12 protein-coding genes are annotated in these 13347 nt (G+C 48.1%); 7 read left to right on the forward strand and 5 right to left on the reverse strand.

The window, feature by feature from the left end:
* Window positions 1-46: 46 nt before the first annotated feature.
* Window positions 47-517, reverse strand: coding sequence for an Lrp/AsnC family transcriptional regulator (locus A596_RS08250; protein ID WP_039913649.1), 471 nt, complete (start codon window positions 515-517; stop codon window positions 47-49).
* Between the two features lie 298 nt (window positions 518-815).
* Between A596_RS08250 and adk the strand changes: the two genes are divergently transcribed.
* The 5 genes from adk (at window position 816) to A596_RS08275 (ending at window position 6053) form a co-directional block, all read left to right on the forward strand.
* Complete coding sequence (adk, locus tag A596_RS08255) at window positions 816-1469, forward strand: adenylate kinase (RefSeq protein WP_039914487.1); 654 nt, start codon at window positions 816-818, stop codon at window positions 1467-1469.
* 123 nt (window positions 1470-1592) lie between these two features.
* On the forward strand, window positions 1593-2312 hold the full coding sequence (gene tsaB / locus A596_RS08260) for a tRNA (adenosine(37)-N6)-threonylcarbamoyltransferase complex dimerization subunit type 1 TsaB (RefSeq protein WP_039913651.1): 720 nt from the start codon (window positions 1593-1595) through the stop codon (window positions 2310-2312).
* A gap of 19 nt (window positions 2313-2331) precedes the next feature.
* Window positions 2332-3672, forward strand: coding sequence for a M18 family aminopeptidase (locus A596_RS08265; RefSeq protein ID WP_039913652.1), 1341 nt, complete (start codon window positions 2332-2334; stop codon window positions 3670-3672).
* A gap of 196 nt (window positions 3673-3868) precedes the next feature.
* Complete coding sequence (locus A596_RS08270; RefSeq protein WP_039913653.1) at window positions 3869-4897, forward strand: cyclic nucleotide-binding domain-containing protein; 1029 nt, start codon at window positions 3869-3871, stop codon at window positions 4895-4897.
* A gap of 145 nt (window positions 4898-5042) precedes the next feature.
* Window positions 5043-6053, forward strand: a complete 1011-nt coding sequence (locus A596_RS08275) for a tryptophan--tRNA ligase (RefSeq protein WP_039913654.1) — start codon at window positions 5043-5045, stop codon at window positions 6051-6053.
* A 93-nt stretch (window positions 6054-6146) separates the two neighbouring features.
* Here the strand turns inward: A596_RS08275 and bioA are convergent, their stop codons facing one another.
* From bioA to A596_RS08290, 3 genes are all read right to left on the reverse strand, one after another.
* Entirely contained in the window at window positions 6147-7451 is a 1305-nt protein-coding gene (gene bioA / locus A596_RS08280) for an adenosylmethionine--8-amino-7-oxononanoate transaminase (RefSeq protein WP_039913655.1), read from the reverse strand.
* Between the two features lie 103 nt (window positions 7452-7554).
* Entirely contained in the window at window positions 7555-9126 is a 1572-nt protein-coding gene (locus A596_RS08285) for a methyl-accepting chemotaxis protein (RefSeq protein WP_039913656.1), read from the reverse strand.
* 129 nt (window positions 9127-9255) lie between these two features.
* Window positions 9256-10095 carry a flagellar brake protein gene (locus tag A596_RS08290; protein ID WP_039913657.1) on the reverse strand — a complete coding sequence of 280 codons (840 nt, stop codon included), beginning with the start codon at window positions 10093-10095 and terminating at the stop codon, window positions 9256-9258.
* A gap of 318 nt (window positions 10096-10413) precedes the next feature.
* Here A596_RS08290 and ttcA point away from each other — a divergent pair, with 318 nt between their 5' ends.
* Window positions 10414-11313, forward strand: coding sequence for a tRNA 2-thiocytidine(32) synthetase TtcA (gene ttcA, locus A596_RS08295; RefSeq protein ID WP_039913658.1), 900 nt, complete (start codon window positions 10414-10416; stop codon window positions 11311-11313).
* Between the two features lie 29 nt (window positions 11314-11342).
* Here ttcA and A596_RS08300 read toward each other — a convergent pair whose 3' ends face one another.
* The gene (locus tag A596_RS08300; protein ID WP_152600129.1) at window positions 11343-11837 is read right to left on the reverse strand and encodes a hypothetical protein; all 495 of its coding nucleotides are present in this window, start codon (window positions 11835-11837) and stop codon (window positions 11343-11345) included.
* 346 nt (window positions 11838-12183) lie between these two features.
* On the opposite strand from A596_RS08300, the gene ald reads away from it, so the two are divergent.
* On the forward strand, window positions 12184-13293 hold the full coding sequence (ald, locus tag A596_RS08305; RefSeq protein WP_039913661.1) for an alanine dehydrogenase: 1110 nt from the start codon (window positions 12184-12186) through the stop codon (window positions 13291-13293).
* Window positions 13294-13347: the final 54 nt, after the last annotated feature.

Consider the following 13347-nt stretch of genomic DNA (forward strand, 5'->3'; position numbering starts at 1 on the left):
GGAAAAAATCAGTAGCGATTTAGGTGGGCCTGGATGGCCCACTTGTTTATATCGGTAATTGTGTGGTGAATTTAACTTGTTTGAGCGCAAAGGCCGAGTTGATTGAGCCTATGTTTGGTAGATGAATCAGGGTTTGTTTCATCAGCCTTTCATAGTGTTCAACACTTTCTACCACCACGCGTAATACATAATCCTTTTCACCGCTGGTTGAGTAACATTCAACAACTTCCGGAATGGCTTGCACGGCCTCTTCGAAGGCTTCCAACGAACTGGCGTCATGGTTTTTAATAGTGATATAGGCATGCACGGTGACGCCCAGGTTTAGTAGTTTGGGGTCCAGCAAAGTCACTTTGCCGCGGATTACGCCTTCAGTCTCCAGGCGCTTCAGGCGACGCCAGCAAGGTGTGTGGGAAAGGCCAATCATATTGCCCAAGTCTGCCATTGAATAATCGGCATTTTCCTGGAGGGCACGCAAAATCTTGCGGTCATATTCATCGAGTTCAATAGCGTGTGGCATGGTCTTATCCTGATTGATCGTATTTATGCCATCATTCTAGGATGAAAATTTTCCCTGGGCAATTAATTGAGGATGTATTTCATAATAATTGACTTTATCGGCCAGTTATAAGGGAAAAATCTACTCAATATGGCACTTTACTAGGAAGATGATTTACCTCTGTATTGTGATTGCGGTCTCGGGCGTGTATCGTAACGCCTCTTTTGTAGGGCGTTTAAAGCCAGTGTTCGTGGATGAAAGGCAGCTTCGGGCTAAAGCCCTTTATCCCGATAAAAATAATGCTGAGGAGCAATCCGAGATGAGAGTAATACTGTTGGGCGCGCCTGGGGCAGGCAAGGGTACTCAAGCGCAACTGATCATGGAAAAGTTTGGTATTCCCCAAATTTCAACCGGTGACATGCTGCGTGCTGCGGTTAAAGCTGGTACCACCCTGGGCTTGCAGGCCAAGGATATTATGGCTGCCGGCGGTCTGGTGCCTGACGATCTGATTATTTCCCTGGTGAAAGAGCGTATTGCTTCCAGTGATTGTTCTAACGGTTTTTTGTTTGATGGTTTCCCGCGCACCATTCCGCAAGCTGAAGCCATGTTGGATGCAGGGGTGGATATTGATCATGTGATCGAAATCCATGTGCCGGACGAAGAAATTGTATCTCGCCTGAGCGGCCGCCGTGTACACGAGGCATCAGGCCGCGTTTACCACGTGATTCACAATGCCCCTAAAGTAGCAGATCATGATGATTTGACGGGTGAGCCATTGATCCAGCGTACCGATGATAAAGAAGAAACTGTACGCAAGCGTTTGGGGGTTTATCACGAGCAAACTGAACCTTTGGTTGGTTTCTATCAAAAACTTGCCGCATCGGGCGCAAGCAAAGCGCCAAAATATACTCGTATTAGCGGTATCGGCAGTGTTGATAGTATCCGCCAGCAATTGTTGACTGTGCTGGGGTAAGATTTACCGGCCAATCGCAAAAATAGGCTCTACGGAGCCTATTTTTTTGTCCGGTATTTTCTTTTTCCCATTTTACTTCTGTGCCGATTACACTAAATCCATGTTTGTTTTTGATTGGTTGCCATGAGCCTTATCCTCGCCCTTGATACGTCTACTGACGCCTGTTCCGTTGCGCTGAATGCCGACGGTGTTATTACGTCCCTCTTTGAAGTGGCCGCCAAAAGCCACACCCAACGATTATTACCGATGGTGGATGAATTACTGAAAGCCAAAGGTTGCGAATTAACTGACCTGGATGCAATTGCTTTCGGGCGTGGTCCTGGTTCCTTTACCGGTTTGCGTATTTGCGCTGGTATCGTGCAAGGCCTGGCTTTTGGTGCGAGCTTGCCGGTGATACCTGTCTCCACTCTCGAAGCGATGGCGCTTGGGTTTTATCGTGCTAATCCGGACATTCATCTCCCGCTGGCTGTGGCTCTGGATGCGCGAATGAACGAAGTGTATTGGGGGCTTTGTGCTCGCTCTGGTGAATTAGTTGAGCCATTAGTGGCTGAGCAGGTTATTAGTCCGGATGTAGTCGTAGCTAGCACAGAGGTTGCTCGTTTACATGGGGATTTTATTGGCATTGGTCCGGGTTGGCATTACCCGGCTATGCAAACACTTGCGACGGTAAACAAGGTCCTTAATGTGCACCCCCACGCGGAAAATATGGCTTTGATTGCGGCAAAACTGTTTGCCGAAGGGAAGGTTGTATCTGCACTTGAAGCCCAGCCGGTTTATCTGCGCGATTCTGTTTCCTGGCAAAAACGCCAGCGTATTCGTGACTCCAACGATTTTTTAGTATGACTCTTTTAGTGTGAATCTTATGACTAACCTGCTTTCACTTGATGATTTCAATTCCGGTTTGTTGCAGTTCCTGGGTGCTTCTCCCACGCCATTTCACGCGACTGCCAATCTTGCCAAACGCTTGATCAGCGCTGGCTTCGAGCCGCTTTATGAAGGCGATGCATGGCAGCTTGAACCGGGAAAGCGCTATCTGGTTACCCGCAATGATTCTTCGATAATCGCGTTTATTTATGGCAAGTCACCCTTGGTGGAAACCGGTATTCGTGTGCTTGGGGCTCACACCGACAGCCCTTGCCTAAAAGTGAAGCCGCAGGCGGAGTTAAATCGCCGGGGTTATTTCCAGTTGGGTGTTGAAGTCTATGGTGGTGCCTTGTTAGCGCCATGGTATGACCGTGATTTATCGATGGCGGGGCGTGTTTCCTATCGCGATAACCAGGGCCAAATAGCCAGTGCCCTTATCGATTTTGGGCGTGCAATTGCGATTATTCCCAGCCTCGCCATTCACCTGGATCGCGAAGCCAATAACTTGCGTACGATCAATGCCCAAAAAGACATAGTTCCGTTGCTGCTCCAATTACCCGCAGAAGACACTGCGCTGCCTGATTTCCGCACCCTGCTGCAGGTTGAGCTGCAGCGCCAGCACCCTGGTTTGCCAGTTGCGCAGGTGTTGGATTATGAAATCAGCCTCTACGATACCCAGGCTCCTGCGTTTGTTGGCCTTGAGCAGGATTTTATTGCCAGTGCTCGTATTGATAATTTATTGAGTTGTTACATAGGGTTGCAATCACTTCTTCAGGCGGGTAATGAGGTTTCCAGCCTCTTGATTTGCACTGACCATGAAGAGGTGGGCAGTGCTTCTTGTTGCGGTGCCAAAGGCCCAATGCTGCAACAGTTCCTTGATCGTTTGCTGCCAGAGGTCGATCAACGGGTGAGGGTAATTGAACGCTCGATGATGATCTCGGCCGATAACGCCCATGGTATCCACCCAAATTTCATGGACAAACACGATGAAAACCATGGACCTTTACTTAACCGTGGTCCGGTTATCAAGGTCAATGCTAACCAGCGCTACGCAACTACTAGCGAAACCAGCGCGCTATTTCGTTTGTTTTGTGAAAAAGCGGACGTGCCGGTACAGGCATTTGTTGCGCGCACGGACATGGGATGTGGCAGTACCATCGGACCAGTGGTCGCATCGGAAGTAGGTATTAAGACTATCGATGTAGGTTGCCCGACCTTTGCTATGCATTCCATTCGTGAACTCGCGGGAACTAAAGATGGTTGGTGGTTGTATAAAACAGGAGTAGAGTTTTTTAATTACGCCAAGGCACCGATAGCCTTGGTGGCATTACCAAAGTGAGCAGGGCGGTCTTTTTTCTGTAATGAACGCGGGTTTGCTCGCAACCCGCATGTGACCCAGTACTAAGACTGGGCACATGCCCAAGCCATCCTGCGGGCGGCTGTTTATAATCGCGCCGATTTCTCTAATAAAAACTATTTTGCCATCCCTCGATATAAGTGGTGTGCCGGGTTAGTTAGATAAGCGGAGCTGAAAAATGGCGATTAGCCTGGATGTATTAGCGTCCTTTGCACCTTTCAATACCATGGGTCACGAATACCTGACCCAGGTCGCAGAGAAGGCCAATCTGCGGGAAATTCCAAAGGGAACTATTATTTTCAAGCGTGGACGCCCTTTCCCTGAAAAAGTCTATCTGGTAGGTGGGACGGTCGATTTAATCGATTCCAACTTTCAGGTAAGTACCATTAATCCGGCGAGTGAGTCCCGGCGTTCCCCATTGAATATTACCCAACCGACGCAGGTATCTGCTGTTGCCAAATCGGATGTAACCCTTTTGGCTGTTGATAGCGATTTTATTGATCTGGTTTTAGCCTGGAGCGAATCCAGCGATCAGGAAGCGGATACCTCTGGTGTCAGCCTGCATGATGACAATGACTGGATGTCTTCATTACTGCAATCACCGTTGTTCAGTCGTTTGCCTCCCGCCAATATTCGCCAATTATTTATTCGTTTCAGCGCCCAAAAAGTACAGGCCGATGAAGTTGTTATCAAACAAGGCGAGCGCGGCGATTATTTCTATGTGCTGGAATCGGGCAGCGCTATGGTGATGGACCCGGCAGGCAAGATTCTGGCAGCATTACGCCCCGGTAATTATTTCGGCGAAGAAGCATTAGTGGGCGATACCACCCGCAATGCCACGGTAAAAATGATCACACCCGGCAAAGTAATGCGTTTGAAAAAGGAAGATTTTCGCGAGCTTTTACAAGAGCCTATCCTTAAGTTTGTCAGCGCCGATGATCTGAAAAAACGCCCTGCAGAATTACCGCCTTATCAAATCCTGGATGTGCGTCTGCCATTGGAACGTCGTATACAATCTGTACCGAATAGCCGCAATATTCCCCTGAACCAATTGCGCAACAACCTCAAAAACCTGGATGATTCGGTCACCTACGTAGTAACAGATGATTCGGGGCGCCGCAGCGATGTTGCTGTGCATTTACTAACCCAGGCGGGTTTTGACAGCTGCATTTTGCGCGATTCTGCTAACCATTACTCCGGCCTTTAAATTACCTGCTGCGTTAAAAGCCCTGCTGTTTTTATCGATTTTCTATCTCTTCTTCTTAATCGGGCAAGCTGCAAATTTTAGCGGCTTGCCTGTATGATGGCGGCCTGAATTTTTTAACCCTTATTGATTATAAAAGCTGGGCACCATGAGCAAACAACGCGTTTTAACCGGAATCACCACCACGGGCACTCCGCATTTGGGCAATTATGTGGGCGCCATTCGCCCGGCAATTCAAGCCAGCCAAAAAGCTGATGTGCAATCTTTTTATTTCCTGGCAGATTTTCATGCGCTGATCAAATGCCAGGAGCCGGACCTGGTTCACCAATCTACCCGCGAAATTGCTGCTACCTGGTTGGCCCTCGGCCTGGATACCGATAACGCCATTTTTTATCGCCAATCTGATGTGCCGGAAATTCCCGAGCTTTGTTGGGTGCTTACCTGTAATGCTGCAAAAGGATTAATGAATCGTGCCCATGCTTATAAAGCGTCCGTCGATGCAAACCTGGACGCTGGTGAAGACCCCGATTACGCAATTACCATGGGTTTGTATTCCTACCCGATTTTGATGGCGGCAGATATTTTAATGTTTAACGCACACAAGGTTCCGGTAGGGCGTGACCAGATTCAGCATATTGAAATGGCCCGTGATATTGCAGCGCGTTTTAACCATCACTACGGTGAACATTTTGTTCTACCCGAAGCAGTTGTCGATGACAATGTTGCGGCGGTGCTACAAGGTTTGGATGGCCGCAAAATGAGTAAAAGTTACGGCAATACCATCCCGTTATTCTTGCCGGAAAAACAACTGAAAAAATCGATCAATAAAATCCTTACCAATTTATTGGAACCCGGCGAGCCAAAAGATCCGGATACATCACCGGTATTTCAAATCTGGCAAGCGTTTGCAACGCCGGAGCAAACAGCCTATATGCGCGAACAATTTGCAGCAGGTATTGCCTGGGGCGAGGCTAAAAAGCAGTTGTTCGAATTAATTAACGGCCAGCTTGCCGAAGCGCGCGATAAATACGAAAGTTTGCTTGCTAATCCTGCGCACATCGAAGAAGTTTTGCAAAAAGGTGCGGAAAAAGCGCGTGCACACAGCAAACCCTTGTTAGAAAAAGTTCGCGAAGCAGTGGGAATACGCAAAATTAAGTGATGACCTGATTGGTCGCAAATAAATTGCGATTAAGAAAAATCGAAAAAAATAAACCCCGCAGTTGCGGGGTTTATTTTTTGTGTCGGATAAGCTCTATTTTGCCAAAGTAGATACGGCTTTTAGCACCGCCGAAGTTAACCGACTTAATTGTTCACGCTCAATAATGAACGGCGGCATCAAATAAATAATTTTCCCAAAAGGGCGAATCCACACACCTTGCTCAATAAACAGTGGCATAAGCTTTTTGCTATCAACCTCTTCATTAAGCTCTACGACTCCAATTGCACCTAATACCCGCACATCCTCTACAAAAGAAAACTCTTTGCAGGGGGCGAGCTCTTCACGCAATTGTTGGCTAATAGTGGCAACTTTTTCTTGCCAATTGGAGTTTAATAATAAATCGATACTCGCGTTAGCGACTGCGCAGGCTAATGCATTACCCATATACGTTGGGCCGTGCATAAACGCCGGGTTTTCTCCGCTGCTGATTGCATTGCTGACTTTGTCATTGCATAACGTTGCCGCCAATGTGATGTAACCACCGCTCATGGCTTTACCCAGGCACATGATATCGGGGCTGATTCCTGCATGTTCGCTGGCAAATAATTTTCCGGTGCGTCCGAAACCGGTAGCGATTTCATCGACGATCAATAAAATTTCATGCTTATCGCACAGCTCGCGTACACGGCGTAAATAATCCGGTGAATAAAAACGCATTCCGCCGGCGCCTTGCACGATCGGCTCTACAATCACGGCTGCGATTTTTTGTCGATGTTGTTGGATTAGTTGTGCAAATTTAGCGATGTGGGATTCATTAAACGGTTCATCAAACTTGCACGCGGGCGCATCGGCAAAAAAGTGATGGGTCAATGAATGGTGAAACAAATGGTGCATTCCGGAGTGGGGATCACATACTGACATAGCGCCAAACGTATCGCCGTGATAACCCCGTTTCAATGTTAAAAATGTGGTGCGCTGTGCTTGCCCTTGGGCATGCCAGTATTGGATCGCCATTTTTAATGCGATTTCTACCGCGACCGAACCCGAGTCAGAAAAGAAAACTTTGTTCAAACCATCGGGGGTAATTTTAGCGAGGGTACTGGCGAGTTTTACCGCAGGTTCATGGGTAATGCCCGCAAACATCACATGGGCCATTTTGCCCAATTGATCGATAACTGCCTGGTTCAACACCGGGTGGTTGTAACCGTGCACTGCACTCCACCAGGAGGACATTCCATCGATCAATACGCGGCCATCGGTTAAATGTAATTCAACCCCTTGCGCATGGCTAACAGGTGCAATTAATCCGGGCTGATTAAAATCGGTGTAAGGATGCCATACATGGGCACGGTCCAGGCGCAAAAGGTCGTGGGTAGCAATTTCCTGATTGTAGATCATGAGGATTCCGGCGGTTTTTTCATTCAGATTTCATCATAACATCAACCAAGCTTAACGCTATTTATCTGAAAAACCAGAATCAATAGCGTTAATTATGCGGGTCCTAATTAAAGCGGACGATTAAATCCAATTGCTTTTGGGACAGGAGATCCATTTCGCTGTTAAGCTCATCCGCAACACCAACTTCCTGTTGGGTTTGGTTGGAAATACTGGCAATTGACAGGGTGTTACGTTCAATTTCCATTGCCATGGATGATTGTTCTTCCGCTGCGGCGGCAATCTGGTGGGACATTTGATCAATCGCGTTTACCGAATCAGAGATGGACGTGAGAGCAGCATTTACATTACCCATTTCATTAACACTACGCTCGGCTAACGCCAGGCAATTTTTCATATTTGCACTGGCATCTTCGGTTGCTTTACCAAGGTTGCCGATAATTTGCTGGATATCGCCGGTAGATTCCTGGGTACGTTGCGCGAGCGAGCGAACTTCATCAGCAACTACGGCAAAGCCGCGACCTTGTTCACCGGCACGGGCAGCTTCGATAGCCGCATTGAGCGCAAGTAAATTGGTTTGCTCGGCAATACCGCGAATGACATCAACGACGCTGGCAATTTTGCTGCTGTCCTCACTGAGTTTATTCAGAACATTACCCAAATTACTGACGGTTTTGGACAGGTCATCAATAGCCTGGCGTGCACCTTCAATAACATTATTGCCTTTGTTGACTTCATTGATAGCGGTACCGGTTGCGATGGATGTTTGGTTTGCACCATTGGCAACTTCCTGAACCGCTTGCGCCATTTGCTGCATGGCATTGGCGACGCCGGCAGTTTCCTGTTGTTGCGCACTCATACCTTCATACGTTTTGCGTGCCTGATGGTGGGCTGCTTCAGCCTTATGTTGTAATTCGCGTGATGATTCACCAAAGCGACCCAACGCAGTACGCAACCGTGATTTGATGGCGTGTTGTGCCAATTCGATTTCGCCCATTGCATCGCATCGGCCGGTGTAGATGTAAGCCGCAAAAGGATCATTAATCGTATTGCGTGCCTCCTGTAGTGCCTGCGCAATACGGCCTTGCTGGAAAATCTGGGCAATGGTGCCGGTGACTGCCGCAATAATCAGGGCGCTAATAATTGAGCCGGTAGTCAACGAACTGGAAATCGCAGCGGCAATCAAAATCAACACCAGGCTACCCAGTGCTACCAAACTGCTGCTGCCATAAGTGCTCCGGAATTTTTCCATCGCTGAGTAAGCTGGCTTACCTTGATTTAACCGTTGGTATACCGCTTCCGCGCGACGCACCACGGCGGGGTCAGCTTTAACACGCACGGATTCGTAGCCATAGATCTGGCCGTTCTGGCGTAGTGGCGTAATGTAGGCGTCTACCCAATAGTGATCGCCATTCTTACAGCGATTTTTCACAATCCCCATCCAGGGTTTTCCGGCCTTCAATGCGGTCCACAACATTCCAAAGGCGGCGGGAGGCATTTGCGGGTGACGCAAGATGTTATGCGGTTGCCCCAGGAGCTCTTCGTGGTTATAGCCGGAAATGCGGGAAAAGGTGGCGTTACAGAATTCAATATCGCCGCGCAGGTTAGAGGACGAAACAATTTCATCCTGATTATTGAGGTGAATTTCGCGTCCGGTGACATGGCCGTTATTGCGCATACGCAGATCCTGTTTTCAATAGCTAACTTCAAATAACAAATTTTTGGTGTAGCCAGCCAAAGGCTGGCATTTAAAGCCTAGCCCAAATTCGAGAAAGCTCTAGTAATTGTCTGATTTACTTATGAATTATCAGGCAGCGGCGAAGCGTTTAAAGTCTTGCTGTGCGCCGCTTGCGCGCGCAAGTTCCTGCTCGCCGGTACTGCGAAATTGGGATTCATACAGAAATCGGGTCAGCGCTTCGCGCTTTTCCTCCTCAAGGTCCAGAAATTCAACGCTGACCTGGGTGTGGCGATAGGGGCTACGCCCCATCCGAAAGGCGCAAATGCGTGCTTTGCAGCGGATTTGCAATTCCTCATTCAGGTTAACTTCGCACAGCGGCAAAAGCGCACCATGGCGAAGAAAGGGAAGCAGGTTGCCGGCCACCATCAAACGCAAGCCACCGCTGGAAATATCCTGCAATGTCCCGAAGCTGGGCTCTTGTCCCAAGGTGCGAATTTTTACGCTTAACGGTGATTGGTGACCGATGGCATAACGCGGCGCACTACGTCTTGGGGTATAGGCAGCGAACTCGGGCAATTCAATTGCAAAGCCAGCTGCACCGTAGTTTGAACCCAGCGCGACAACCGGAGCGCGAATAACCAATTGTTCGCCATTGCGGTGGTGGCGCAGGGTAACGTCGTCCCCCGCATCCAGGATCAATTGTTGCGGGAATAAGTCATCCAGCCATAACAGGCCGCGTTCGATATCGATAGCGAGGATCATACTTTGATAGACACGGCTGGCAGTGCTGATCTTCACTTCCAGTAGTTGCCGGTTTTTTTGCAGCTCCCACAGCGGAAGATACTGGTCAGGGATGTGGATATCGGCTGATAAACCTGCCTCTCCGAAGATAGCACCAGTCGGAGCGCCGACTTTGGCATCGCCGGTTTTGGGCGCACTTTTCTTGAAAAGTTTATCGAACAACGACATTTGTATCTCCTCGCGGCAATTATTCTCCCCTTGAACTGGCAATTCGGGGTGCTCAACAGGGTAGGAGCAAGCCGTGTGCCAGAGAAGCCAGTAACCGGAATTAGCAACAGGCGACCATTATTACTGTATTTTTAAGACGGATTTGCTTTTATTTTGTTCAAACTGCATTGATAGCAATAATCGAGTGGTGTGCCTTGAATAATAGACCGGCAAGTGATTGCCACATGGCCGACTGATTTCCTCTTGCGGGTAAAATCCGTACAATGCGCGCCTCGCCGGTTTGCCGCGCGGTTTTGCCTAATTTGTGAGCCTTACCCCATGAAAGAATTAAACGAACGTAAAGATCGCCTTGAATTCAATAAGTTGCAGAAACGCCTGCGTCGCCTGACCGGTTCTGCGATTGTCGATTACGGCATGATTGAAGATGGCGATAAGGTAATGGTGTGCTTGTCCGGGGGTAAGGATTCCTACACCATGCTGGATATCCTGCTGAGCTTGCAAAAAACTGCTCCAATTTCGTTCGAGCTGGTTGCGGTCAATATGGACCAGAAACAGCCGGGCTTTCCTGAACATATCCTTCCGCAGTACTTAACGGAGTTGGGTGTGCCGTTCCATATTATCGAGCGCGATACCTATAGCATTGTTAAGGAAGTTGTCCCTGAAGGTAAAACTACGTGTGGCCTCTGTTCCCGTTTACGCCGCGGTACGCTGTATGGATTTGCCGATGAAATTGGGGCCACAAAAATTGCATTGGGACATCATCGCGACGACATTATCGAAACTTTGTTTTTGAATATGTTTTACGGCGGAAAAATTAAAGCCATGCCACCCAAATTGCTATCTGACGATAAACGCAACATCGTGATTCGCCCATTGGCATATTGCGCCGAAGAAGACATCGCACATTTTGCTGAATTAAAAGGCTTTCCAATTATTCCGTGCAACCTCTGTGGTTCGCAGGAAAACCTACAGCGCCAAGTGGTAAAGGACATGCTGCACCAGTGGGAGCGTCAGTATCCTGGCCGTACCGAAACTATTTTTTCTGCAATACGCAATGTGCAGCCTTCACAATTAGCCGATTTAAAATTATTTGATTTTTTAAATCTGGAATCGCAACAAGCAGGGGATTCTGATAATGACGAATCTTGTGGAATTTCACCACAAGCAATGCGTCGCGATGAGGGTGTTCAATTTATGGATGTTCTCGATATTCAATAATTATTTTCAAGCCTCTATCATTTCCAGGCTCAGGCAACCAGTTTTTGGTTGTCTGTTTCAAAAACAGAAGTGCGATAAGTTGCAATAAAGTCTTCAATGTTGCGTACACAGTGTGTTCCATTATCAAAATGTGTAGCCCACAGTTGTGCAAGATTATTTACTGCTGCTGTTTTACTTGTATCAACATCATTAGCGCGATAAAGCATCCATGCAATTGCTGTTGCATAACTTAAATTGCTAATCAACTCAGCATGAGGGTGTTTAAGAAATTGCTGTTGGCTCGCAAATCCGCGCACCCGCGATGCGAGGTCTGGATATTGGATGAGATATTTATCCCATACTTCTATATGTTTTTCTGCGGTAATACGATAAATCCCTAAACCCTGTGTCTGCGTACAGAAGCATTGTTGGCCAAGCTGCGATTCCTGCGCAGCAGTCCCTGTTAACAAATTTTCTGCCATTTCCGAATAATCCCCAATCGATTCCAGGCAGGGTTTAATAATCAATTGGCGTAGGTCACTCACATAGATACCCATAACTACCTCACTGCTCCATTTTTTGTCACAAGCATGCCCAGTTTGTCAGCGTTGTTAAAACAACTATGGCTTATGGCGGCGTCAAAAAAACAAACTCACGCGCTCTTTAGTCGGTAACAGCATAAGTCACGCCAACTTTTATGTGGGCCCGGCAATCTGTGATCGACTGCCTGATTCGATTTTGAACTTCCATCTCTTCCTGAATTTATTATGGTTCAGGTGCCATCGTTGCTCGAAATAATTTGTTTCAAAAACGAATTTATTAATAAGCGAAATATCTAAAATCCGATGGCTATACTTGACGTTAACGCGAATTGAAAACAGGAGTTTTTTTATGCGTATCGGAATCCCCAAAGAAATCAAAAGTGGTGAGAACCGTGTGGCGCTTACGCCAGCTGGCGTTATTGAATTGCGCGCACTCGGGCACGAAGTCTTTGTCACACAGGGTGCAGGAACCGCCGCTGGTTTTAGTGATGCACTGTATTTACAGGCCGGTGCGATACTTTGCGAATCAGTGGCGAGTATTTATGACGCGGCAGAGCTGATTGTTAAAGTGAAAGAGCCGCAAGTACAAGAATATGCATTCCTTACAAATCGCCATTGCCTTTTTACTTATTTACATCTGGCCGCTAATCGTTCCTTAACAAATGCGTTACTTGCATCAGGTGCGAGCTGCATCGCTTACGAAACCCTTACTGATACCCACGGGCGCTTACCCTTGTTAGCTCCCATGTCGGAAATCGCGGGCCGGATGGCTGTGCAGGCCGGCGCCCATCACCTCGAAGCAGCGCAAGGTGGAAAAGGGGTATTGCTAGGCGGTATTCCCGGTGTTGCCCCGGCCAGTGTTTTGATTCTGGGGGGCGGTGTGGTCGGTGCGAACGCGGCGGCGATGGCAGTTGGATTGGGGGCGCAAGTGCGAGTGATGGATAAATCTATCGCGCGCCTGCGTTATTTGGATGATTTATGGCGTGGGCGCGTCATATGTGAATATGCTGTCCAGGAGCGGGTCAATGCATGTGCAATCGCAGCTGATTTGGTGATTGGGAGTGTGCTTAACACTGGCGCCAGTGCCCCCAAGCTTCTTAATCGTCAACTCATTCGGCAAATGGAGGCGGGGAGTGTGTTGGTAGACGTGGCGATAGACCAGGGCGGGTGCTTTGAAACGTCCTTGCCTACGACCCACCAGGATCCAACTTATGTCGATGAAGGCATTATTCATTATTGTGTCGCAAACATTCCCAGTGCTGTGGGGCGAACCTCTACATTAGGCCTGACCAATGCCACGCTTGCCTATATTCTACGCCTGGCTGATGAGGGTTTAACCTGCTTGAAATACGATGCCGGATTCCGTGCCGGGTTAAATATCCATGCCGGTCAGCTTACCCACAGCGGCGTAGCCAACTCATTTGGACTGTTGGCCAAAGATCCATTGGCGTTACTCTAAAATCACTTTTTTACCGCAGATAAAATCGCAGCGCTATAGAAAATAACACTATAG

The organism is Cellvibrio mixtus subsp. mixtus J3-8 (assembly GCF_000766945.1).
GTDB classification, from domain to species: domain Bacteria; phylum Pseudomonadota; class Gammaproteobacteria; order Pseudomonadales; family Cellvibrionaceae; genus Cellvibrio; species Cellvibrio mixtus_A.